Origin of the sequence: Haloterrigena turkmenica DSM 5511 (assembly GCF_000025325.1) — an archaeon.
GTDB classification, from domain to species: domain Archaea; phylum Halobacteriota; class Halobacteria; order Halobacteriales; family Natrialbaceae; genus Haloterrigena; species Haloterrigena turkmenica.
The window spans coordinates 394397-417193 of sequence record NC_013744.1 but is presented as its reverse complement, the minus strand read 5'-3'; the positions used below and the strand labels follow the sequence as shown (position 1 = coordinate 417193).

Genomic DNA, 22797 nt, shown 5'->3' with positions numbered 1-22797 from the left:
GGCCGGGACGGAACACCGGTGCCTGTCCGGGCCGTTCGATCGTCGGGAGCCGTCGCTGTTGCTCGCGGCGAACTCCCCGATCCGTGGCGAGACTCACCTGTTCAGCGTGTGAATCGCACGGCCGAGTGCGTTCGCCGACGCCTCGTGAACCGACTCGGCCATGGTCGGATGCGCGTGGATCGTTTCGGCGAGCGCTTCGACGGGCAGTTCCTGTTCGACCGCGAGCGCAATCTCGGCTATCAGTTCGGACGCTTCCGGTCCGACGACCTGGCCGCCGAGGACGCGCCCGTCCTCGGACGCAACGATGCGCGCGAAGCCGTCAGTGTGGCCCGTCGTGAGAGCACGGCCGCTGGCTCGGAGGGGGAACTCGCCCTGGATCGGATTGTGCCCGGCATCTTCGGCCTCCTGGACGGTCTGACCGACGGTCGCGAGCTCCGGCGCCGTGAACGCCACGGACGGCACTGCGCGGTCGGCAAACGACGCCGTTCGACCGGCGATGACCTCGGCCGCGACCTCGCCCTCGGCACTACCCTTGTGTGCCAGCATCGGCTCGCCCGCGACGTCTCCGACGGCGAACACGTGCGGAACGTCGGTCCGACACTGGTCGTCCGTCTCGAGGAACCCGTCGTTGTTCGGTTCGAGGCCGATCGCGTCGAGATTCATCGTGTCGGTGACCGGTTCGCGTCCGACTGCGACGAGGACGGCCTCGGCCTCGTGCTCGAACTGGTCCTGGCCGTCAGCCGACTCTGTCTCGAGGACGAGGCCCGCATCGGTTTCCCGCCAGTCCTGAGCCAGTTGCTTGTAGTGGCAGTCGATACCGAGTTCCCCGGCACGCGACTCGACCGGTTCGACGAGCGCCGGTGGGAAGCCGGGGAGCATCGACTCCAGCGCCTCGACGACGGTCACGTCTACGCCGAGCTTCGCGAACGCCGTCGACAGTTCCATGCCGATATAGCCGGCACCGATGACGACCAGGCTGTTCGGCAGGCTCGACAGCGAGAGCGCATCGGCAGCGTCGAGGACTGACGGGTGATCGTACTCGAATCCGGGAAGTTCGACGGGACGACTCCCCGTCGCGAGGACGGCGTAGTCGAATTCGACCCGTTCGAGCTCAGTACCGTCGCCGTCGAGAACGCGCGCGACGTGGCGGTCCTCGAACACCGCACGGCCTTCGACGAGATCGACGTTGTTCGCCTTACAGAGTTTCTCGACGGCCTTCCCCATACGGCGTACGACGCGGTCCTTCCAGCGAGTGAACTGCTCGAAGTCCACGTCGACCTCCGCCGTGATGCCGATCTCCTCGCTCGTGCGGGCCTCGTGTGCGACCGATGCGGCCGAGATGATGGCCTTCGACGGGATGCAACCCCTGTTTAGGCAGGTTCCGCCGTGGGCGTCGGCTTCGACGAGCGTCGCGTCGATGCCGAGCTGTCCCAGCCGTATCGCGGTCGTATAGCCGGCCGGCCCGGCGCCGACGACGAGCACGTCAGTGCGACGATCGGTCATTCGCTGACACCTGGTTCGGCGCGGTCGGCCGCGATTCGTCTCACATTTCGCTCTCTTCCGTGGCTAAGCGGTAGCTTTTGTCGGCTCACGTTCCATGCGACTGTCGGAGAGTGACATATATCTTTCTCTGTACGGTATCATTCTCCCGACGACGGAGGCGGGAAAACTACTGCCGCATCGAACGGAGTCTCCTGACCGGATTCGAGAGGTGAAATCGGCGTATCACGACCGCGCCGCGACCGCCTCGATCTCGACGCTGACGTTTTTGGGCAGGTTCCCGACCTCGATTGCGCTGCGTGCAGGCGGACTCTCGTCGAAGTACGAGCCGTACACCTCGTTCATGGCGTCGAAGTCATCGATGTCCGCGAGGAAGACCGTCGTTTTGAGGACGTCCTCCAGACCGAGCCCCTCTTCCTCGAGAATGGCCCGCAGGTTGTCCAGGACCAGTTCTGTCTGTTCCTCGATCGAGGTCTCGTTTTTCAACTCGCCGTCAGGCGTCGCCGGGATTTGCCCGGCCGTGAAGAGGAGGTCGTCGTTCGTCGTCGCCTGACTGTACGCGCCGACGGCTGCCGGAGCGGCGTCTGTCTCGATGATTCGCATCGTGGCCGATTGTCACGCACTCGTCTGGTAAAAGCGTTTATGGATTCCGCGGGTCGTCGTCGCGGACGCAGGCGGACATCCGGTCGGCAAAAGAGTTATTATAATTCCTGTAGATTCCACAGTCATGTCTGACAGCAGTCAGCTCGCAGACACCGACGAGCGACTTTACGAGGCGATTAGCGCCGAGGAACGGCGTCAGGAAGACAACCTGGAGATGATCGCATCGGAGAATCACGTCTCGAAGGCCGTCCTCGAGGCCCAGGGGAGCGTCCTCACTAACAAGTACGCGGAGGGATATCCGGGTGCACGCTACTACGGCGGGTGCGAACACGTCGACGAGGCCGAGAATCTCGCGATCGAACGGGCGAAGGAACTGTTCGGCGGCGACCACGTGAACGTCCAGCCCCACAGCGGGACGCAGGCGAACATGGGCGTCTACTTCGCCATGCTCGATCCCGGCGACAAGATCCTCTCGTTGAACCTCAACCACGGGGGGCACCTTTCGCACGGCCATCACGTGAACTTCTCCGGCCAGCTCTACGAGGTCGAGCAGTACGGCGTCGACCCCGAGACGGGATACGTCGATTACGACGAACTGGAGCAGAAGGCGCTGGACTTCGAACCGGACGTGATCGTCAGCGGGTCCTCGGCCTACCCGCGTGAGTTCGAGTACGAACGGATCAGTTCCATCGCGGCGGACGTGGACGCCTATCACCTCGCGGACATCGCGCACGTCACGGGGCTCATCGCGGCCGACGTTCACGCGAACCCGGTCGGCGTCGCGGACTTCGTTACGGGCAGTACGCACAAGACGATCCGGGCGGGTCGCGGGGGGATGATTATCACGGGAGAAGAGTACGCCGATGACATCGACAGCGCCATCTTCCCCGGCAGCCAGGGCGGCCCGTTGATGCACAACATCGCCGGCAAAGCGGCAGGGTTCGGAGAAGCCCTCCAACCGGAGTTCAGAGAGTACGCCGAGCAAATAGCCGCGAACGCCAAAACGCTCGCCGACGCGTTCAGCGAGCGCGGGCTCTCGCTGGTCAGCGGCGGAACCGACAAACACCTCGTCCTCATCGACCTCCGCGATTCACATCCGGACCTGACCGGCGAGGAGGCCGAAAACGCGCTCGAAGCGGTCGGGATCACCGTCAACAAGAACACGGTCCCCGGCGAGAGTCGCTCCCCGTTCGTGACCAGCGGGATCCGCGTCGGGACGCCGGCCCTGACCACGCGCGGCTTCACCGAGTCGGCGATGGAAGAGGTGGCGAACCTCATCGTCGACGTCCTCGACGAACCGGACGACGGTGACGTCGCCCAGCGGGTCGAAGCCAGAGTCGACGAACTGACCGACGAGTTCCCCATCTACGACTAATCGATCTGTTATAACTGGTTACCGGAGCAACCGCGAGCCGTCCCGCGGTCGCTCCGAAACCGACTTACAGCGGCCCGTATGAGGAACGGACTCTCGAGCCGGGTTGCCCCCGGAGTTCTCAGTCGTTCAGTGCAATACCGCGCTGGAGAGCCGTTCGTCGCCCGAATTAGTGGGCCGCGGAGCAGTTAGCTGTCCAGACTGTGCCAGGAGAGCTGTGGGTTTCTGGCGGCGCTGGTCTGGTCGATACGTCGGGCGGACGTGTTCTCCGGGGCTTCGGCGAGCGTCTGCTCGCCTTCTTCGGTCACGGCATTGAAGGCGGCCGCGAGCTGGTCGAGCGACGTCTTGCTCTCCGCCTCAGTCGGCTCGGTCATGAGCGCTTCCTGGACGATCTCGGGCCACTTGGTCGTCGGTGGGTGGACGCCGTAGTCGAGCATCCGTTTCGCGACGTCAGCGGCGTCGCGTTCGCCGGCGCTGGCGACGAACTCGTGGTGGAACGGCCCGAACGGGATTTCCAGATCGATCTGCGAAGCGAGGTAGTTCGCGTTCAACACGGCTTTCTCACTCGTGTCACGGAGACCACTGTCACCGAGTCGGCTGATATACGCGTGTGCCTTGAGCAAGACGAGCCAGTTCCCCATCGCCCCGTGCACCTTGCCGATCGTGTGTTCGGGTTCGACCAGGTCGTACTGGCCGTCACGTTCACGCACTTGTGGCGTCGGCAGGAACGCCTCGAGGTCCTCGGTCACGCCGATCGGACCGGCGCCCGGCCCGCCGCCGCCGTGGGGCGTCGCGAACGTCTTGTGAAGGTTGAAGTGCATGACGTCGAATCCCATGTCACCGGGCCGAGCTCGCCCCAATAGCGCGTTGAGATTCGCCCCGTCGTAGTACAACAGCCCACCGGCCTCGTGGACGATGTCGGCGATCCGCTCGATGTCCCGCTCGAACAATCCGAGCGTGTTCGGGTTCGTCAGCATCAACGCCGCCGTCGAGTCTCCGACCGCGGCCGACAGTGCGTCGAGGTCGACCCGGCCGTCAGATCCGGGCGGGAGTTCGACCACGTCGTAGCCGGCCATCGCGGCGCTGGCGAAGTTCGTACCGTGCGCGCTCGCCGGTACGACGACCTCGTCGCGCTGCTCGCCCTCGTCGTTGTACTCGTGATAAGCTTTCGCGACCATGATGCCGGTGAACTCACCGGCGGCGCCGGCCGGCGGCTGGAGCGTCACCGTGTCCATGCCGCCGATGTCCGCCAGATACTCCTGCAGTTCGGCGAACACCTGTAGGGTCCCCTGAATACTCTCAGCGTCGCGGTCCGGGTGGACCGACACGGCCGGGAGCGCGGCGACGTCCTCGGTGAACTTGGGGTTGTACTTCATCGTACACGACCCCAGCGGGTACGGGCCGCTGTCGATGCCGTAGTTCATCTGCGAGAGGCGCGTGTAATGACGGGCGAGTTCCGGCTCCGACAGCTCCGGTAGTTCGAGCGAATCTCTCGTGAGGTCGTCCGGTAGCGCGCTGTCGATCTCGACCTCCTTCAGCCCCTTCTCGGAGAGGAGCGGTTCGTAACCGTCGACATCCGTATCATTCCAGACAGTTTGGTCGTGTCGTTGCATCAGTTCATCACCTCCGTGATCGCCTGAACGAAGTCGTCCGTCCGGTGTTCGTTGACGTCAGTGATCGAGACCTGAATCTCGTCGGAACCGAGCGCGTGAATCGCTATTCCCTCCTCGCGTAGGTCCGCAGCGAGCTCCCGTGCGTCGGGCTCGACGCGTGCTTTGAACTCGCGGAAGTGATGGCAGTCGCGGACGGGGGCCGAGACGCCGTCGATCTCATCGAGTTCGGCGGCGACCCGCTCGGGCAGCCGGTGGCACTTCTCGGCCAGCGAGACGAGCCCGGACGGGCCCAGGGAAGCCGCGTGAATCGCCGTTCGAAGCGCGACCCATGCCTGATTGGTACAAATGTTGCTCGTCGCTCGCTCACGCCGTATGTGCTGCTCACGTGTCTGGAGCGTTAGAGTGAACGCGCGGGTGCCGTCGCTGTCCTCAGACGCGCCGACTAACCGGCCCGGGACCTGTCGGAGGAACTCCTCGTCACAGGCGAACATTCCCAGTCCCATGCCGTAGGCCGTGGATAGCCCGAGGACGCTCGCGTCACCGACGACCATGTCGGCCCCGACGGACCCGGGCGATTGGAGCAACGAGAGCGCGACCGGATCCGAACCGATGCAGTACAGGGCACCGTACGCGTCGGAGAGTTCCCCGATCTCGGTCAGATTCTCCTCGATGACTCCCTCGATCGTCGGATTCTCGACGTAGATCAATACGACGTCCTCAGAGAGTTCATTTTCGAGCGTTTCCGGGTTGACCTGACCGTTCTCCGTATCGAACGCCTCGACGACGAGTTCGGTCCCCTCGACGTAGTTCTCGAGGACGTCGCGGTGCGTGTCGCGCATATAATCCGGTACGAGAACGCGGTTCCCGTCGGCTCGCCGGCTTCGGTCGGCGAGCGTGGCCGCTTCTCCGAGGGCCGTCGCGGCGTCGTACATCGAGCAGTTCGCGACGTCTAGTCCGGTGAGTTCGGCGATCACGGACTGGTACTCGAAGAGCACCTGCAGGAACCCCTGCGTTATCTCCGGCTGGTACTGCGTGTACGACGTGAGGAACTCGGAGCGCAGTGAGATGCGGTCCACGATCGAGGGGACGTAATGGGAGTTGTGACCTCGACCGAGAAACTCCGTGTAGTCTTCGTTCTGTTCAACGGTCTCTCGCAACCGCTGCCTGACACGCTGCTCGGACGCTCCGTCGATGTCGAAGCTCCCCTCGAAGCGTACTGATTCGGGGATGTCGAACAGTTCCTCGGCGGTATCGACGCCGACGGCGGCGAGCATCTCCTCGACTTCGGAGTCGTCATGGGGAGCGAACGGGCTCCCGTCGCTCGTATCGTCGCGATGCACCTGATCTACGTCTATCGAATCTGGCGGTATCGTCATGGTCTAGATCTGCTCGCTGTATTCGGAGGGACTGAGAAGGTGGTCCAGGTCGTCGTTCGTTTCGATCTCAATCAACCAGCCGCCATCGAAGGGCTCGTCGTTGACGAGTTCCGGCTGGTCTCGGATCTCGTCGTTCACGGCCGCGACCTCTCCTGAGACGGTCGCGTAGATGTCTGATACCGCCTTGATGCTTTCGACGATGCCGAACGACTCGCCCGCTTCAATCTCGTCGCCGACCTCCGGCAACTCGACGAAGACGATATCGCCGAGTTCGTCCTGGGCGAAATCAGTGATGCCGATTCGAACAACGTCGTCTCGGGGTTCGGTCCATTCGTGCGATTCGGTGTATCGTCGGTCTTCCGGAACGTTGAATGACATTGGTCTCTCCTGTTAGTTGGATTCGAGTGAGTCGAGGAACCGCTGGTCGACGACGGTCGCCTCGACGGGTTCGCCTCTCACTTCCACTTCGATCTCGGTTCCCGTTTCTGCGAAGGGCGTCTCGACGTACCCCAGAGCGATCGGGACGTTCAGCGTCGGGCCCATCGTGCCGCTCGTCACGTGCCCGATCTCCGTCCCGTCCGCGAGTATCGAGTACCCGTGACGGGCGATAGCTCGCTCGTCGATCCGTATCCCGACCATGCGCTCTTCGACGCCCGCTTCTTCGAGGTCCTGTAGCGTCTCCCGTCCGACGAACTCGTCCTTCGAGAGATCGACGACGAATCCGAGGCCCGCTTCGAGCGGAGTCCGTGGTTCGTCCTCAGGATCGAAGTCCTGGCCGGACAGAAGGAGACCGGCCTCTAGTCGAAGCGTATCTCTGGCACCGAGTCCGCACGGTTGGATATCCTCGAACGCCTCCCAAACAGCCTCTGAGTCGGACGCCGGGAAGAAGATCTCGTATCCGTCTTCACCGGTATAGCCCGTTCGAGCGACGTGACACTCCACCGCAGCGATTTCAGTTTGCCTCCAGGAGAACTGGGAAAGTTCGCCGACGGGATCGCTCGTCACGGCTTCGACGGTTTCGACGCTGTCCGGACCCTGCACGGCGACCAGTCCGGTCGAGTCGGTCTGGTTTTCGACGGTCACCGAGAGTCCGAACTCGCTGGCGTATTGCGACCACCGCTCGGCCATCTGTTCGCCGTGCCCGGCGTTCGGAACGAACAGATAGCCGTCTCCGTCGGGGTACCGATACACGACGGTATCATCCAAGATTACGCCCTCTTCGTCGAGAATACACGAATACTGGGCGTCCCCGGAATCGAGAGTCTGGACGTCGTTTGTCGTCAAGCGATCCATTATCGCCGTGGCATCTGGTCCCGTGACGACTACCTCGCTCATGTGACTGACGTCGAAGATACCGACTGACTCGCGTACCGCGGCGTGCTCAGATCGGATGCTATCGAACTTCACTGGCATCTCCCAGCCACCGAAGTCGGTGAAATCTGCGCCCGCACCCCGATGTACTTCGTGAAGAGGGGGCTTGTTTAGTGGCACATCCGTTACTTCTGACGGGAGGGTAAATAAGTTTCTCCAATCGAGCGGACGGCAGCACCTAGCACTCGTCTCTTACCCGAGCGACGGTATAGCCCTCCTCGCGGAGCGAATCGATAACACGGTTCGTCTGATCGGCTCCGTTCGTCTCGATGCGGAAGTCTAGGTATGCTTCCCCGACGTTCAGCTCTTTGACCGACCGCTCGTGGCTCACGTCGTGGATGTTGACGCCGTGACTCGCGATTATTTCGGAGGTGTCTGCCATCTTCCCGGGGTTGTCCGTGATCCGCACTCGCAGCCGAACGAGCTGATCCCGGTATGTCAGTCCGTGCGTGAGCACGGTCTGGAGGTCCGTCAACCCGAGGTTCCCCCCGCTGAGAACCGGAACGACGGTTTCGTCTCTCACGTCGACCTCGTCGCTACAGATCGCCGCGACGGACGTAGCGCCCGCCGCTTCGACCATCTGTTTCGTTCGCTCCAGGAGGAACAGTATGGCCTCCGAGATCTCGGTGTCCGAGACGGTGACTACCTCGTCCACGTACTCGTCGATCAACTCGTACGTGAGTCGGGAAATTCCACCGGTAGCGATCCCGTCGGCGATGGTCTGAACCGTCTCGGCGGACTGGGGTTGTCCCTTGTCGAGGCTCTGCGGGACGGTAGCAGCCCCTTCGGCTTGAACTCCGATCACGCGCGTCTCCGGCGATCGCTCCTTGATAGCGGTCGCGATACCGCCGATCAACCCTCCGCCACCGATCGGAACGACAACTGTCTGGACATCCGGGACCTGCTCGAGGATTTCGAGACCCACCGTCCCCTGGCCAGCGACGATCTGCGGATCGTCGTAAGCGTGGATGAAGAGGCTGTCATCGTCGACGATCGACTTCGCATAGGCCATCGCATCGCGAAAATCGTGTCCGTGCAGTTCGACGTTCGCCCCGTACTCGGCCGTGGCGTCTATCTTCGCCTGTGGGGCGCTCTTGGGCATGACGATGGTCGATTCCAGACCGGTTTTCGTAGCGGCGAGAGCGACCCCTTGGGCGTGGTTACCGGCGCTCGCTGCGATCGCTCTCGTGGCTTCGCGATCCGATTCGGCGACCTGTCTGAGCTTGTTGTACGCGCCGCGAGCTTTGAACGATCCGGTCCGCTGCAAGTGCTCCATTTTGAGGAGAACCGTTGCACCGGTCTCCGCCTCGAGTGAACGACTCGTGTCTATAGGGGTCTGCTGAACGGCTGATTCGTCGTCTAACCGGATTCGGGCTTCCTCGATGTCAGTGAGAGTTACAGTCATGGCTTGCGATCTGGTGCGAGGTTCCTGGAATCGCTCGCTGTTGCTAAATCTCTGGCCGTCGATTCTTATATTTAGTGGTCGGATAGACCGTCTCTCTCTGCTCCCCGTATACTGGCTTGTTCTGAGGAGGTATGATCATCAATATAGTTTGTGCACTCCATCGGTAGCAGATCGTCCAGCAGACACCGGATAACGTGCCGCGATGAAGATCCCCAAACTGGAAAATTCCCCATATTGGAGAAATACAGCTGCTCTCAGACAAGGAGAGGAATGTTGGTAGTTCCATTACATCGGTACTGTCGTAAAGTTATCGCGCTCCCGAAGAGACCACCGTCGTTGGAGCATTTACACTAGTACTTATGTAAATCAATCGCGCTTCTCGAGCTTCGACTCGAGTTCACCAACGACGGGGCGCAACTGTGCGGCGATTTCGCTATCTTCGGGAAGACGATACGGGGGTCCCGAGATGTCCATCGAACCGAAGACTGAGCCGTCCGGATTGTTGATCACCATCGCGACCGAGTACAACCCCTCGAGTTCTTCCTGTCGGTTCACCGCATATCCTTGCTCGCGGACTCGCTCGAGTTCGTCGAACAGCTCATCGACGTTGGTGATCGTATTCTCAGTATACTCTGGGAGGCCCCACTTGTCGACGATTTCATAGACCCGTTCCGTCGAGAACGCTGCGAGCATCGCTTTTCCGCTCGCCGAACTGTGCATATGGAAGTAGCGACCGACCTGAAAACCAGTGTCCGACGGCACCGGCGTTTCATCGTATAGGATAATCGACCGCCCGTACTCTTCGACCGCGAAACTCACCTCCTCGTTTACTTCGTTCGAGAGCTCGAACGCCTTATCTCTGGCCAAGGTGTATCTGGGATCGCGCCGGCGAGCGTTTTCCCCGATGTGGAAAAGATGTAGCCCGAGTCTGTACGTGTTGCCGCTGCGTGTTACGTACTCTGCTTCCTCAAGCGTTTTGAGATGGGTGTGCAACGTACTGGTCGCGAGGCCGGTGTAGTCAGCCAGTTCGGTCAGTGTTGCACCGTCCAAATCGTTGATCGCCTCGACGATCGCGAGTGACGTTTTAGTCGTTTTTCGCGTGTCGAAGTCCCCAGAATCGGGCATATACAGTGCAAGGCGAATCTCACCCATAAAGGTGCGTGATCATTGCCGAAGCCGCATGTATTTGCCATCTGGAGAATCGATATTATAACGCATACGTATGAATTGACGGCATCTATTACACGCAGGCATCCTACCCGCACCCAATTATCATGACATAGCACGCCAATGTAGCACGTCACCTTGCTACTCCCTTCGCTCAAGGAAATGAATCTCTGAAAACGGTTCCCCGCATTAAGGAAAGTCGATAATCGCGGAACTCGTTGCAGACCGACGGAGACTCCGCATTCGGGGAACCGCAGCGATAATAGCCGTATTACCCGGGAACGATCATCGCTCTCGTGATGATCGAATACAATCGGTCGATGACTGTAACTATCAAGCGATAGTGTCGTTCAGCCAGTCGGTTTCGCGATGGCGAGAGTCGACGCGACGAAAGGGTTACTTGAACATCACGTGAACAGCTCCTGTGCGTCAGCGGGCGTCTCGAGCGTGTAACACTCGGTATCTGAGTGCATACGGTCAACGAGACTTGTAAGGACGCCAGCCGGTGGGAACTCGACGTAGCGAGTGACGCCGCGCTGTTGTAATTCTTCGACAACGCTAACCCAGTCGACGGACGCCGTGATCTGGCTCGTGAGATCCTGACGGGCGACAGTTGGATCAGTGTATACCTTCCCCGAAACGTCCGAGACGATCGGTATCGTTGCCTCCTCTAGTGATATCTCCGTAAACACCTCCTCGAGACGGTCAACAGCGGGTGCCATGACCGGGGAATGAAACGCCGCACCGACTTGGAGTTCGCGGAACCGCACCGTCGCAGAGTCAGAGAGTGTAGCCTGAACGGCCTCTACTCCCTCGGTAGTCCCGCTGATCACGGTCTGTCGCGGTCCGTTGTACAGTGCTACGCTCACGTCGTCGCGGTCTCTACAGGCGTCGGCGACGATATCTGGGTCGGCGAGCAACACTGCCAGCATCGTCCCCGGCCCCGCCTCTCGTTCGGCGCGTTCCATGAATCTCCCACGCCGACGAACGACGTCAACGAGATCGGTCGGTGACGCCACGCCGGCGGCCGCGAGGGCGGTGAAGTGACCTAGGCTGTGGCCGGCAACGTAGGCGGGCATCACCGCAAACCGGGACGTGAGACCAGCATATGTCGCGTATCCGGCCGCCAGGAGAGCCGGCTGAGCGTTGCGTGGTCGCGTGAGTTCTTCCGTCTCCCGTCGAAAACAGAGTTCGTATAAGTCAATGTCGAGTGCGCTGTCGAGACGGTCGAAGGCCGTTTGCATCTCCGGCCACGCCTCGTAGAACGCTTTCCCCATTCCGGATTCTTGGCTTCCCTGTCCGGGGAAAATAAACGCCGTATCCGCGAGCGTTGCGTTTCGTTCGTCTTGGTTCATGGTCTGATAGTGTGTCTCAGAGTCATTGATCGGTGGCACCCGTTTCGACGCCGAAGACGGTCACGGAACCGATGGCATACTCAGCGCTTCGGTCATGGCTTAGACTGACAGCAATATCTGTCGTCTCGGGACAGACGTTCCTTCGGTCGAGCATCTCATCAAGCGCTCTGGCGGCGGGCGGTTCAAGCCTGAGCTGAGGGCCTGTCCGTTCACGAATAACCTCGATCGAATCGAGCGGAATCGCAGGCGATTCGGTATCGAGTGTTTTGTAGAACGCCTCTTTAGCCGCCCACCGTGCAGCATAGTGCTGGGGTGGCGTTCCCTGCTTCTCACAATAAGTGCGCTCTGACGCTGTGAACACGCGGCACTGGAACGATTCGCCGAATTCCGCGAGAAGCGAAGCGATTCGTTCGATCGAAACGAGATCAACGCCGTGTCGAACGACGAAGTCACCGTCACTGATTCGGCGAGTCCCGAACCGGGATTCATCGAGTGGCGCAGAATCACTGTCAGAATCGATCTGAAACGCCGTCTCGTCGTTCCTGTCGTCTCTCTCGTTCATCGTCATGATTGCTCGAAGACGAGCGCGCCGTTAGTCCCACCGAAGCCCGCAGACGTGGTCACAACGGCGTCGAGAGACGTCTCGCAAGCGTCGGTCACGATCGGGAGATCGCACGCCGGATCCGGTGTCTCATAGTTCACCGTCGGTGGAATCGTCCGGTCGGCGATCGCCAGAGCGACGATTGCACTCTCGAGGGCCCCAGCACCGCTGAGCGTGTGACCGAGCGCGCCTTTGACGCTCGCGACTGGTGGCACGGTGTCGAAAACGGACCGGAGTGCCTCGGCTTCACGGGCGTCACCGGTCGGTGTACTCGTTCCGTGTGCGTTCACGTGATCGACAGCGTCTGGCTCCAGAGTTGCGTCCTCGAGTGCGCGCTCGAGGCTCCGCTGGAGACCACGCCCGCCTTCCGCTGGCCGTGTCGGATGATGGGCATCGGCAGTCAATCCGGAGCCTGTAATAGCCGCATACGGTGTCACGCCACGTTCGGCCGCACGACTACGCTCTTCGAGGACGAGAATCGCACACCCTTCAGCGAGGACGAACCCGTCTCGATCGGCGTCGAACGGACGACTTGCTCGTTCCGGCACGTCATTTCGGGTGCTGAGCGCCCGCATCGCGTCGAATCCCGCGACGCCGAGCGGGGTGATCGGGGCCTCGGTACCCCCGGCGATCGCAACGTCAGCGCGTCCCGTTCGGATGTCGGCGACTGCATCGGCAATCGCGTGAGTACCGGCTGCACAGGCCGTCCCAGGTGATCGGTTCGGACCCCGTGCGTCGAAACACATGCTAACGTGGCCGGCCGCGAGATTTGCAAGTGCGGTGATGAGAAAACGTGGCGACGGACGCTGGCCGGTGGCCGCCTCGATTTCCGAAAGCCCGCCGAACGTCGAAGCGATACTGGTAGCTATTCGACTCGGTCTCCACGAGGGCGCATCGGGATCGAACCCGGCATCGGCGATCGCTTCCGCGGCCGCGGTAACGGCGAACTGGGTATACCGGCCCATCGTCCGGTCATCGATCCGGTCATTGCTCGTCTGCTCCGCCAGACTGCCATTAATTTCGCACGCAATCCGCGATTGAATGGCCGCTTCGTCGGGATCGAACCGCGTAATTGGCCCCGTGGCGGTGGTACCTGCACACACATCCTCCCAGGTTTCGTCAGCGGTCATTCCGAGTGGTGTGACCATACCGATGCCGGTCACGACGACGTCTCGGTCCATGCTCAGATGCGCTCTCTGACGTACTCTTTGAGGTCACCCACTCTCTCGAGATCCGCGAGATCCTCGTCGGGGATGTAGACGCCGAGTTCTGCTTCGATCGCTTCAGCGAGTTCGACGATATCGAGCGATTCGACGTTCAGCGTCTCTCCCTCGAACGCGGTCGAATCGTCGAACGAGTCCGGGTCAACACGTAGTCTGTCAGCGATGATCGTTTCGATTTGCGCGTCTATGTCAGTCGTATCAACCATGTCTCGTGCTTCTATATCCGCGAGTAAAATAACCTCGTTTATCGTCGGCGACAGCGAGACCCCCTCACGGCTCGAGGATGACTTTTCTGACGGTCGCCCGATTCATCAGTCCGTCAGAGGCCACTCTTGCTTCGGTCAGGGCAAGTGAGCGAGTGATGGGCAGGTCCGGGAACGTTGCCCACGTTAGAGTTGCTGTTTCTCGTCGTCGCCTTTGATTTCGAGGACGATACGGTGTTCCTGTCCGTCTTACAACCGCCTGCGTGACGATGGCGTAACGAGTTCTGCACCTGCTAACGGTTCGTCGAGTTCCTCGAGAAGCGCACGCCAGTTCACACCGAAGACCGTATTCTGATATTTCGGGGCTGAGTGAAATACTGATTCCAGTCCAACATCACGATGCGAAGTGAGGGCGTGAGTACCAGTCAAAATCGGTCGATAGCTTGCCTACGAGATTTCTCGGAAGTCAACACCTACGACGTCGCTGATCTGAGCTACCATCGTTTCGACGAGATCGTTCGGATCGTCGCTTCCGACTCTCGAGGAGCGATCTAGCACCTCCACGTCGAGGATACGTGCGTTCTCCAGATCCCCCTCTACCGTTTCGATGTTGAGGACGGACCGGATGTAGATCGTAATGGCACGACTCTCAGTAACAGTCAGATATTCGATGTCCAACACCGAGAATGCGGCACTGAGATCGATACTCGAAGCAAATTGATACCGCTTTACTTGCTGTTCATTAGCGGCCATCGATCGTTATTCCGTGTACTCGGAGAAAACTCCACGGGGTGGCGGTGATTTTAACCAGTACTGAGGTGAGACTTCCCGCTCTGTAGAGGGTATCACGGAAGTCTCGTCACACCGTGCTGACGGTGCTGCCTGGGTTATCTCTCCGTTCATATTGGTGATCGCGACGACGAGACGAAGACACAATGCGAAAATAGTGAGAGACGCGCGCGTTTTTCGACGGACACGTGACGATGTATCTCGACTACGTAGGCCATGCACTCCCTGAGATACAGTCACTGCTGTCCGATAGTTCGAGTGAACTACGTGCTCAGAGCTGTTGGTAACGTCCGATCTTTCGATGCCACCGGCTTTTCATCTCGGTCGCCTATCTCACGGTACCGGCGATCACCCGCCTCGATGTGCGAGCGGTTTCGGCGAGACTTCGGGGTGAAAACGGCCTCCGCCAGAGACGCTTTGAAACTGAAATTGGTTTCATCCTATCACACTCGATTTCGACTAACCCGCTCTCCTATGTCGGTGCATCCTCTTGAATTAGGAAGGACCTCTCCTTGGCTTCCCACGGGCTGTGAACACAGCATATTTGATGACAGTTCTCGAGTGTAGAGACATGTCCGAGGAATCCCCCGTCTCACCTCTAGAATCATCGGGCTTGAACGAGCACCCCAAACGGCTTGTCCGCTCGGCAATCGAATACCATTGGGACCCGGCAGCGATCGACGTTAGGGCGGATCAAGAGGCAGTCAGTGAGTTATCTCGTGTTGAGTTCACTCGATTACGCGGGCTGCTCGCACAATTCGGAGCGGGCGAACGGGCCGTAACCACGGACCTCGCACCGTTGGCAGTCGTCCTTGACGGCTCCGATGAGCAGCGCTATATCGCCACACAGCTATACGACGAAGCCCGACATACGGAACTGTTCGATCGATACTGGAAGAGAGTTATCCGGCCGGAGGAGGAATCACGCGGCCTCATCCCGACTGAACCCATGGCTGACCGATGGAGTCACGACGACTATCGGGAGCTGTTCGACCGAACGTCCAATGCGATGGCCCGACTCTTAGAACGGGACACCTCCGAAACTCGTGCTCGGGCGTTCTGTCACTATCACCTCACAGTCGAAGGAATCCTCGCTCAGACCGCCTACAGGTGGGTCGAAACACGATATAGTGGAGAACTCGAAGCAGTCCCCGAACTTCCAGGTCTAGTGAACGGGTTCAGGTACCTCCGTCGCGACGAGGGACGGCACGTCAGCTTCGGCGTGACGAAGGTTCGCAAGCTAGTCGACAAAGGCGTTGACCCGGAGACGATTGTTGAAACGATAGACGAACTCGTGCCACTAGTTGAGACGACGATCGACCAGATGGTCCGCGATGGCAGCATAGGTGCGGACCGAAATGGGATACTCAACAGGATCGACACAGCGCGCGACCGGCGGCTTGAACAGGTCGGAGTCGTACCATCCAAGAGGACATAGTATGGACGCAATTCATGTTCCTGAGTACGGTGGTCCGGAGGTCTTGGAGCTCGTTGATGTCGAGATTCCCGATCCCGATGACGGGGAGGTCCGGATCGATGTTCGCGCAGCAGGAGTTAATTTCGCTGACATCGAGAAGCGACGAGGAAATTATCCTGACGGACCGACTCCACCGTACCGTCCAGGGATGGAGGTTGCTGGCGTTGTCGAGGCGACAGGATCTGGTACCGACCTCGCAGCCGGCGATCGCGTTGCAGCACTCACGTCCAGCGGGGGATACGCCGAGTATACGGTCGTTTCAACCGACGCGATCGTCCCATACCCTGAAAGGCTCTCGTTCGCTTCGGGAACTGCGCTTCCAGTTCAGTGGTTGACTGCACACAACGTGCTGTTTGAATGGGGCGGGTTGCGGTCCGGCGAGCGCGTGCTGATCACCGCTGGTGCGGGCGGCGTCGGAACGGCAGCAGTCCAGCTTGCGGCTACCGCCGGAGCGACAGTCATCGCGGCGGCGAGCAGCGAAGAGAAGCGCGATCTCGTCCGCGATCTCGGCGCGAACCGAGCCATTGAATACTCGGCGATCGACGGCGTATCGGTCGACCTCGCGCTAGACGGCGTCGGCGGCAGGACGTTTACTGATGCTGTCGAGGCGCTCGTCCCTGGCGGGCGCATCGTCACGTACGGGATGGCCAGCGGTCGCGTCCCGACGGTTGCGACGCCGCGATTATTCTTTCAGAATAAGTCGGTCATCGGGTATCACCTCGAAGAGGCGCTCGAACGCGCACCCGAACAGGTGCTCTCGGCCATCCCGGAACTGGTTGATTCCGTTTCTGATAGCTCTATCGAGGTCGTCGTCGGAGACACGATCCCCTTCTCTCGGGCAAGCGAGGCACATCGACGCCTCCAGCAGCGAGAGAGCCGCGGCAAGCTGGTGCTAGTTCCGTAATCGAGGATCAGTTTCCGATCTACCATGTAAAGTAACATTTTTGGCCATATACGGAGACAATATAGGTATGTCAACCGAAGTCGAATCAACAGATAACGAGGTCGTCGCCGATCGACTCTCGCTGGAGTGGGAGAGATCTGGCGACAGGACGCACTTCGTAGAGGATTTCGGTGTCGTGTCATTGGACACCGTAGAGCCCACCGAGGCCATCGAAGCGACCGTAGAGATCCACGTTCCCGACGATCTGGCTAATCTGAAGGCTGTCGGAGAACTCAAGGCGGACGTCGTCAGGCGAGCGTGACTGATGGAACGAGAAGTCGCGATTACCGGTCTCGGCGCCGTGATGCCTCTCGGAACCATAGGAACCGAAACCCAGGACAGACTCTATAGTGAAGAACGTGGTGGCAGCCGTATCACCCGGTTTACCCTCGAAGAAGCAGGGCTGCGAACGACGATTGCCTGTGAAGTCGACGAGGCACCGCCTATCCCATGGGACACGACATCGGAGGTGTCCCCCGATGAGTGAGGGTCGTTTCGCGGGTGAGGTCGCAGTCGTCACCGGCGGTACCCGCGGGATCGGATTAGCGACCGCCGAACGCCTCGCGGCCGGCGGAGCACGGACAATCGTTACCTACCACTCGAACGAGGAGGCTGCGGCGGACGCCGCGGCTACCCTCGATTCCTACGACGCACCGACCGCAGTCAAACAGTTCGACGTGAGCGACTTCGAGTCGGTCATCGAGGCTTTCGAGCGAATCACGGACGAACACGGCCGTCCGACGGTGCTAGTCAACAACGCCGGACGAATGGACAACGGATTAGTCGTTCGGATGGGTCCCGAGCAATGGTCATCGGTCCTCGAGACCAACTTGACGGGGGCGTTCTACTGTACCCGCGAGGCAGCCCGGCGGATGCTCCGCGGCGAAGGCGGGCGAATCGTTAACGTCGCTAGCGTCGCGGGGCTCAGCGGGTGGACGGGGCAGGCGAATTACGCCGCGAGCAAGGCCGGTCTGATTGGGCTCACGCGGGCAGTCGCCCGTGAACTCGGTGATCGATCAATCCGGGTAAACGCAGTCGCGCCAGGATACGTCGATACCCAGCTGTACGAGGAACACATCGATGATGGCGAAGTGACCGACGACCGGATCGCATCTGGACGAGCCGCTGATCCCGCGGAGGTTGCGGACGTAATTGCGTTCCTCGCGAGCGAAGAGGCGTCCTACGTCAACGGCGCAGTGTATCGCGTCGACGACGGGTTTATTAGTTGATGGATCAGTAAGACCACCTTATTGCTCCTGACAGCACCGTTTAGTTCTGCATCTCCATTACTAGTACTTTCTCGTCAAGAGATCGATGCGGTCTTCGGTGGTCGTAGTAATGTTCGAACTGTTCAAGGCACTCTCGGACGCTCGATCGACTGCCCATCCATGAATTATGGAAGCGATCGCTTCGCATTTTGAGGGCGTAAAACCACTTTTCGATCAGCTTTCTCTCGACGCAGTTGAACTGACTATTTACTCCTACTCGAGAGAGGGTAGTCCGATAGCCAAACTGATCGGGAGAAATTAAGCATCGAAGAGATGGTGTTTCTCGCGGAGTTTCTACAGAAACGCAACCGCCTGATTAGTGCCATATCGACTGAACAATGTAACGCCGAAAATCAACGTTGTCTCGGTGTCTATTGCAGCGTATAGCCAAGACCACTCACCGCTAATCTTGACAGCGGTTTCGTCGACAGCGACCCGCCAACGGCACAGCTGTCAGTGGGTCGCGTTCGTTGTCACCCAGCCGATGTATTCCGTTCCAAACCGCACTGTGAGAGTTCTCAACGCCTAATTAATCGAGAATTGTTGTCATCTCCGAAACGAACAGTCAGTCTGGTAGAGGCGGACAGCGACGCCCATTGGGGCGTTCGCTGTCCGTTCGTTCTCTCGAGATTCTTCTAAATCCTTCTCATAGCTCTCGCCGAGCAAATTTATGAGTGGCAATTAATATAACTTTACGGCCGACTCACTTCTCAAACTGGCTTAGCTAGACAGCGTCTTGATTTCAGTAATATCACGTGCTGGAATGGTAATTATTTGTAGGATAAAATTGGAAATGTCTATATAGTTGAGTGAGACACACGATGTATGATGAACGAATCGAACGAAGAGAAACAGGACGTGTCGAGGAGTACGACGCTTTCAGTCACTAATATCGGTGGAATCGACGAAACAGAGGTGACGTTCCAAAATGGAGTGACGATACTCGCCGGTCGGAACGCGACGAATCGGACGTCACTCCTTCAGGGACTTATGGCGGCACTTGGGAGCGAACGCGTCAGTCTCAAAGCCGACGCCGACGAGGGCCACGCAGCGCTCGAGTTCGGTGACGAAATCTATCGACGAACGCTCGAGCGGCGCAACGGCACGGTCGTCACTGACGGCGACCCCTACCTCAAGGACCCCGAACTCGCGGACCTGTTCGCGTTCCTGCTCGAGACGAACGAGGCGAGACAGGCTGTCGCCCGCGGTGACGACCTCCAGGAACTGATCATGCGGCCCGTCGATACCGACGAAATTCAGGCCGAAATCGAACGTCTCGAGGGGCGCAAACGCGAAATCGACGATCAACTCGAGGAACTCGAGCAACTCGAAACACGGCTCCCCGATCTCGAGGCAAAGCGCAAGCGCGTCAGCGACGAGATCGAATCGTTGGAGGACGAACTCGAGACTGCGCAAGCGGAACTCGAGGAGGCCAACGTCGACGTCGACGAACGACGCGAGGAGCAGTCCGAACTCGAGGAGCGACTCGAGGACCTCCGCGAGACGCGCTCGGAACTCGACCGTGTCCGCGAGCGCATCGAGACCGAGCGCGAGAGCATCGATGCCCTCGAGGACGAACGAGAGGAGGTTCAGGAACGACTCGAGTCGCTCTCGACGGGCGACGACGACGACATCGGTCGCATTGAGGCAGAAATCGAGACGCTCCAGGAGGAAAAGGCCGAACTCTCCGGTGAGATCTCCCAGCTCCAAAGCACCATCCAGTTCAATAACCAACTCCTCGAGGAGGGTGAGTCGGTCCTGCCGGAAACCGACGGCGGTACCGACACTGAGAGCGACGGCTCGATCACCGATCAACTGGTCGCCGAGGAGGAGACGGTCACCTGCTGGACCTGCGGCTCGTCGGTCGCCCGGGAACAGATCGAAACCACCGTCGACCAGCTCCAGAAAGTCCGCAAGGAACGTCTCGAAGAGCGCTCAGAGATCAGTTCCGAACTCGAGGAGCGCCGGGAGACGCTGTCGAAGATCAACGAAAATCGCACCGAGTACCGCCAGACCCAGCGGCGCCTCGATTCGATCGACGACGAGATCGAGCGTCGCCACGACCGGATCGACGATCTGACCGCCGACCGCGAGGAACTCACCACCGAGATCGACGACCTCGAGGCCGAAATTGACGACCTCGAGAGTCCCGACCAGAGCGACGTGCTCGACCAACAAAAGGAAGTCAACCAGCTCGAGTTCGAACTCGAGCGTAAGGAACGGGAACGCGACGAGATTACCGACGAAATCGCATCGATCGAGGAGCGGCTTGAGGAGCGATCGACGCTCGAGGCCCGCCGCGAGGACGTCACCGACGAACTGACGGATCTCCGGACGCGGATCGACCAGATCGAGGAGACCGCCGTGGAGAGCTTCAACGAGCACATGGAGAACCTCCTCGAGATCCTCGAGTACGAAAACCTCGACCGGATTTGGATCGACCGCACCACGCAGGAGGTCCGCGAGGGCCGCCGGAAAGTCACCAAGTCGTCGTTCGATCTCAAAATCGTGCGGAGCACCGACTCCGGTGCGGCCTACGAGGACACGATCACGCACTTGAGCGAGAGCGAACGCGAAATAATCGGCCTCGTGTTCGCGCTCGCGGGGTACCTCGTCCACGACGTCTACGAGACGCTGCCGTTCATGCTACTCGACTCTCTCGAGGCGATCGATGCCGAACGGATTGCGACGCTGCTCGAGTACTTCGAGTCCCACGTGCCCTATCTCGTCGTGGCGCTGCTGCACGAGGACGCCCAGGCGGTCGACGAGGACACCCAAATCACGGAGATCTGACGGTAATCGTACCGTATCGTGTTTCGGAGATGTTTGTGAATCCGTTTTCTTCGCAACGGTACTGACTTGCATCTCATCACGTTCATATATCTGAATGTAGGTTGTCAAAATTTCACGAATGGCACAGCTAGGCGTCCACGTCAGCACACTACAGTCATGATCGACGGTGGCATCAACCTGCACTCACGGAGCGCTTCGAACACGTTCAGCCGGTCGGATCGTCGATAAAGTCCTCTATTTTGGTATCTGGTCAATCCGTATTCACTTCGGAGCCCGGTTCGAAGCGTCTCGCAAAGCGGCGAGAGATTGAACGTCAGGAAGACAGGCTACTCGCTGGTAGCGAGCGTGAGGAGAGCTCTGATTGCAGTTGACGAACTCGCACGCATACCGCGAAGCTAGTCCAGATCGCGCCGAACGTTGCACGCGCGATTGAGTCAGTCTTCAGCCGCTTGAGGACGCCCTTTAAACTACATAGAGATATATGAACTCTCTCGTTTTAGTCAGAATGGATTCCTGAGTAGAAGGTTAGAAATTTGAGGGGAAAGAACAAAATTCTCATCGCCTAATAGCGTCTCCACTCACAGAGGTAAGTCGAAGCCATATTTGTATTAATTAGGCGCGATCAGCACAGGAGAAACCGACTCGGTACACTCCCCTGCTGTCATGACAGGTACGTTGTCAAACTAGCGTATTAGAGCATATAAACCACTCTGAACTAAAACTCAGTTGAAAATCAGTCCTGCTACTCGAGGACGCCGGTCGGAGAGTTGCGACTACCGACCGTAGAACCTGGGTGAGAACGACTCCCTGCTATAGCATGACCTTGTGCCCAGAACCACTTAAAGAGAGAGAGCATCTATAGTCATGGGTGTGGCGTGCCAACTATGAACGATTAGGGCGTGGTAGTCCTATGTGACGGGGATGGTGTTGAAGGGTAATTGTCTGGGTGGTTCGCTGAGAGACCGGTTCCAGACTGCCTTCCGTCGTGCTCCCAGCATCCCCGTCTCTGCGTCCTAATCACCAATTTGAGATGAGCAGGTTTCTCTGCTCGAGAAGAACTCCCCTTACAAAGCCACCATGCGAAGAGTAGCCCCAACCACTATGTGAATGGTTAGCAAAGATTGGTCGACCTGTCTTCGGAGCGGTCCCATAACTCCCGAAGGCAGGTCAGACCCACCACCATCCGTGGTCACTACTCGAGGGGGAATTGGGCCGACAATACCCCTTTCGTAGGTAATTGAGTTCACCGTGATGGGTCATCATACGGAGATAGGGCGTCGAACCGCTCCGTCAAGTTGGCAAGTTCGATAAAGATAGTCCTGTATCGGCGCTTGTTGTCGCCGCAGCCGACGATGACGAACGTCTCCTCAGTCACGTTGATACACCTCCTTCGAACTGCTCGAGGCTTCACTCGACATCAGGAGTCCTTCCTTTATTTCGCGTTGGATTTCCTGACTGATCTCGGTCACTATCCGGCTGAAGTGATCGACTACCTGTTGTTACTGCTGTGACAAGCAGGCGAGTTACTCCGCTTGGCCTCACGGAATGCTTTTCGGGGCTGTTCTCGAACTCAGAGGAAACGAGAGGCGGAGAACATAGGCGACTCGTGGCGGCTTGTGATGACTGTGGATCGGTGTATTCTTCTTTTGAAATGTCAGACGGCGGTATCTGTCCGATTGGGAATCGGAAGGAATGTGCGTCCTGTGGGGGATCAGAGTTCCGTCCGCTACCAGAGTTC

General features: G+C 59.3%; 21 protein-coding genes and 1 pseudogene. 7 read left to right on the top strand and 15 right to left on the bottom strand.

Annotation, left to right across the window (positions count from 1 at the left end):
• Window positions 1-93: 93 nt before the first annotated feature.
• Window positions 94-1503 (bottom strand): dihydrolipoyl dehydrogenase, encoded by a 1410-nt coding sequence (gene lpdA, locus HTUR_RS20330; RefSeq protein WP_012945215.1) that lies wholly within the window; start codon window positions 1501-1503, stop codon window positions 94-96.
• A 222-nt stretch (window positions 1504-1725) separates the two neighbouring features.
• The gene (locus HTUR_RS20325) at window positions 1726-2103 is read right to left on the bottom strand and encodes a RidA family protein (protein ID WP_012945214.1); all 378 of its coding nucleotides are present in this window, start codon (window positions 2101-2103) and stop codon (window positions 1726-1728) included.
• Window positions 2104-2227: 124 nt separating this feature from the next.
• On the opposite strand from HTUR_RS20325, the gene glyA reads away from it, so the two are divergent.
• Window positions 2228-3478 (top strand): serine hydroxymethyltransferase, encoded by a 1251-nt coding sequence (gene glyA, locus HTUR_RS20320; RefSeq protein ID WP_012945213.1) that lies wholly within the window; start codon window positions 2228-2230, stop codon window positions 3476-3478.
• Between the two features lie 185 nt (window positions 3479-3663).
• On the opposite strand, the gene gcvPB is transcribed toward glyA, so the two are convergent.
• The 11 genes from gcvPB to HTUR_RS20265 form a co-directional block, all read right to left on the bottom strand.
• Complete coding sequence (gene gcvPB / locus HTUR_RS20315; RefSeq protein ID WP_012945212.1) at window positions 3664-5088, bottom strand: aminomethyl-transferring glycine dehydrogenase subunit GcvPB; 1425 nt, start codon at window positions 5086-5088, stop codon at window positions 3664-3666.
• Entirely contained in the window at window positions 5088-6464 is a 1377-nt protein-coding gene (gcvPA, locus tag HTUR_RS20310; RefSeq protein ID WP_012945211.1) for an aminomethyl-transferring glycine dehydrogenase subunit GcvPA, read from the bottom strand. Before gcvPA ends, gcvPB begins: the two co-directional genes overlap by 1 nt.
• Before the next feature lie 3 nt (window positions 6465-6467).
• Complete coding sequence (gcvH, locus tag HTUR_RS20305) at window positions 6468-6842, bottom strand: glycine cleavage system protein GcvH (RefSeq protein WP_012945210.1); 375 nt, start codon at window positions 6840-6842, stop codon at window positions 6468-6470.
• A 12-nt stretch (window positions 6843-6854) separates the two neighbouring features.
• Window positions 6855-7955 (bottom strand): glycine cleavage system aminomethyltransferase GcvT, encoded by a 1101-nt coding sequence (gene gcvT, locus HTUR_RS20300; RefSeq protein ID WP_012945209.1) that lies wholly within the window; start codon window positions 7953-7955, stop codon window positions 6855-6857.
• Between the two features lie 58 nt (window positions 7956-8013).
• On the bottom strand, window positions 8014-9240 hold the full coding sequence (ilvA, locus tag HTUR_RS20295; protein WP_012945208.1) for a threonine ammonia-lyase: 1227 nt from the start codon (window positions 9238-9240) through the stop codon (window positions 8014-8016).
• A gap of 366 nt (window positions 9241-9606) precedes the next feature.
• On the bottom strand, window positions 9607-10365 hold the full coding sequence (locus HTUR_RS20290) for an IclR family transcriptional regulator (protein WP_049941976.1): 759 nt from the start codon (window positions 10363-10365) through the stop codon (window positions 9607-9609).
• A gap of 449 nt (window positions 10366-10814) precedes the next feature.
• Entirely contained in the window at window positions 10815-11762 is a 948-nt protein-coding gene (locus tag HTUR_RS20285; protein WP_012945206.1) for an ACP S-malonyltransferase, read from the bottom strand.
• 22 nt (window positions 11763-11784) lie between these two features.
• A complete protein-coding gene (locus HTUR_RS20280) occupies window positions 11785-12330 on the bottom strand; it encodes a holo-ACP synthase (RefSeq protein ID WP_012945205.1) in 546 nt (181 codons plus the stop codon).
• Window positions 12327-13544 (bottom strand): beta-ketoacyl-[acyl-carrier-protein] synthase family protein, encoded by a 1218-nt coding sequence (locus HTUR_RS20275; protein WP_012945204.1) that lies wholly within the window; start codon window positions 13542-13544, stop codon window positions 12327-12329. Before HTUR_RS20275 ends, HTUR_RS20280 begins: the two co-directional genes overlap by 4 nt.
• 2 nt (window positions 13545-13546) lie before the next feature.
• Window positions 13547-13792 carry an acyl carrier protein gene (locus tag HTUR_RS20270; RefSeq protein WP_012945203.1) on the bottom strand — a complete coding sequence of 82 codons (246 nt, stop codon included), beginning with the start codon at window positions 13790-13792 and terminating at the stop codon, window positions 13547-13549.
• Window positions 13793-14236: 444 nt separating this feature from the next.
• Window positions 14237-14542 (bottom strand): hypothetical protein, encoded by a 306-nt coding sequence (locus HTUR_RS20265; RefSeq protein ID WP_012945202.1) that lies wholly within the window; start codon window positions 14540-14542, stop codon window positions 14237-14239.
• Between the two features lie 607 nt (window positions 14543-15149).
• Between HTUR_RS20265 and HTUR_RS20260 the strand changes: the two genes are divergently transcribed.
• The 5 genes from HTUR_RS20260 to HTUR_RS20245 all read left to right on the top strand — a co-directional run bounded on the left by HTUR_RS20260 (window position 15150) and on the right by HTUR_RS20245 (window position 18227).
• Window positions 15150-16016, top strand: coding sequence for a ribonucleotide-diphosphate reductase subunit beta (locus tag HTUR_RS20260; protein WP_187291494.1), 867 nt, complete (start codon window positions 15150-15152; stop codon window positions 16014-16016).
• A 1-nt stretch (window position 16017) separates the two neighbouring features.
• The gene (locus tag HTUR_RS20255) at window positions 16018-16959 is read left to right on the top strand and encodes a quinone oxidoreductase family protein (RefSeq protein WP_012945200.1); all 942 of its coding nucleotides are present in this window, start codon (window positions 16018-16020) and stop codon (window positions 16957-16959) included.
• 67 nt (window positions 16960-17026) lie between these two features.
• Window positions 17027-17260: a hypothetical protein gene (locus HTUR_RS20250; RefSeq protein WP_012945199.1), complete on the top strand. Its 234-nt coding sequence runs from the start codon at window positions 17027-17029 to the stop codon at window positions 17258-17260.
• Window positions 17261-17263: 3 nt separating this feature from the next.
• On the top strand, window positions 17264-17485 hold the full coding sequence (locus HTUR_RS25810) for a 3-oxoacyl-ACP synthase II (RefSeq protein ID WP_012945198.1): 222 nt from the start codon (window positions 17264-17266) through the stop codon (window positions 17483-17485).
• Window positions 17478-18227, top strand: coding sequence for an SDR family NAD(P)-dependent oxidoreductase (locus tag HTUR_RS20245; protein WP_012945197.1), 750 nt, complete (start codon window positions 17478-17480; stop codon window positions 18225-18227). Before HTUR_RS25810 ends, HTUR_RS20245 begins: the two co-directional genes overlap by 8 nt.
• Window positions 18228-18267: 40 nt before the next feature.
• Here the strand turns inward: HTUR_RS20245 and HTUR_RS25805 are convergent.
• Window positions 18268-18947 (bottom strand): annotated as a pseudogene (locus HTUR_RS25805) (IS6 family transposase).
• A gap of 144 nt (window positions 18948-19091) precedes the next feature.
• Between HTUR_RS25805 and HTUR_RS20240 the strand changes: the two are divergent.
• Window positions 19092-21059 carry an archaea-specific SMC-related protein gene (locus HTUR_RS20240; protein WP_012945196.1) on the top strand — a complete coding sequence of 656 codons (1968 nt, stop codon included), beginning with the start codon at window positions 19092-19094 and terminating at the stop codon, window positions 21057-21059.
• Between the two features lie 1243 nt (window positions 21060-22302).
• Here HTUR_RS20240 and HTUR_RS28480 read toward each other — a convergent pair.
• Window positions 22303-22434, bottom strand: coding sequence for a hypothetical protein (locus HTUR_RS28480; RefSeq protein WP_264183116.1), 132 nt, complete (start codon window positions 22432-22434; stop codon window positions 22303-22305).
• Between the last annotated feature and the right edge of the window lie 363 nt (window positions 22435-22797).

Coding starts and splice junctions, on each gene's coding strand:
- lpdA (WP_012945215.1), bottom strand. CDS start 1,503: ATGACCGATCGTCGCACTGACGTGCTCGTCGTCGGCGCCGGGCCGGCC.
- HTUR_RS20325 (WP_012945214.1), bottom strand. CDS start 2,103: ATGCGAATCATCGAGACAGACGCCGCTCCGGCAGCCGTCGGCGCGTAC.
- glyA (WP_012945213.1), top strand. CDS start 2,228: ATGTCTGACAGCAGTCAGCTCGCAGACACCGACGAGCGACTTTACGAG.
- gcvPB (WP_012945212.1), bottom strand. CDS start 5,088: ATGCAACGACACGACCAAACTGTCTGGAATGATACGGATGTCGACGGT.
- gcvPA (WP_012945211.1), bottom strand. CDS start 6,464: ATGACGATACCGCCAGATTCGATAGACGTAGATCAGGTGCATCGCGAC.
- gcvH (WP_012945210.1), bottom strand. CDS start 6,842: ATGTCATTCAACGTTCCGGAAGACCGACGATACACCGAATCGCACGAA.
- ilvA (WP_012945208.1), bottom strand. CDS start 9,240: ATGACTGTAACTCTCACTGACATCGAGGAAGCCCGAATCCGGTTAGAC.
- HTUR_RS20290 (WP_049941976.1), bottom strand. CDS start 10,365: ATGCCCGATTCTGGGGACTTCGACACGCGAAAAACGACTAAAACGTCA.
- HTUR_RS20285 (WP_012945206.1), bottom strand. CDS start 11,762: ATGAACCAAGACGAACGAAACGCAACGCTCGCGGATACGGCGTTTATT.
- HTUR_RS20280 (WP_012945205.1), bottom strand. CDS start 12,330: ATGACGATGAACGAGAGAGACGACAGGAACGACGAGACGGCGTTTCAG.
- HTUR_RS20275 (WP_012945204.1), bottom strand. CDS start 13,544: ATGGACCGAGACGTCGTCGTGACCGGCATCGGTATGGTCACACCACTC.
- HTUR_RS20270 (WP_012945203.1), bottom strand. CDS start 13,792: ATGGTTGATACGACTGACATAGACGCGCAAATCGAAACGATCATCGCT.
- HTUR_RS20265 (WP_012945202.1), bottom strand. CDS start 14,542: ATGGCCGCTAATGAACAGCAAGTAAAGCGGTATCAATTTGCTTCGAGT.
- HTUR_RS20260 (WP_187291494.1), top strand. CDS start 15,150: ATGTCCGAGGAATCCCCCGTCTCACCTCTAGAATCATCGGGCTTGAAC.
- HTUR_RS20255 (WP_012945200.1), top strand. CDS start 16,018: ATGGACGCAATTCATGTTCCTGAGTACGGTGGTCCGGAGGTCTTGGAG.
- HTUR_RS20250 (WP_012945199.1), top strand. CDS start 17,027: ATGTCAACCGAAGTCGAATCAACAGATAACGAGGTCGTCGCCGATCGA.
- HTUR_RS25810 (WP_012945198.1), top strand. CDS start 17,264: ATGGAACGAGAAGTCGCGATTACCGGTCTCGGCGCCGTGATGCCTCTC.
- HTUR_RS20245 (WP_012945197.1), top strand. CDS start 17,478: ATGAGTGAGGGTCGTTTCGCGGGTGAGGTCGCAGTCGTCACCGGCGGT.
- HTUR_RS20240 (WP_012945196.1), top strand. CDS start 19,092: ATGATGAACGAATCGAACGAAGAGAAACAGGACGTGTCGAGGAGTACG.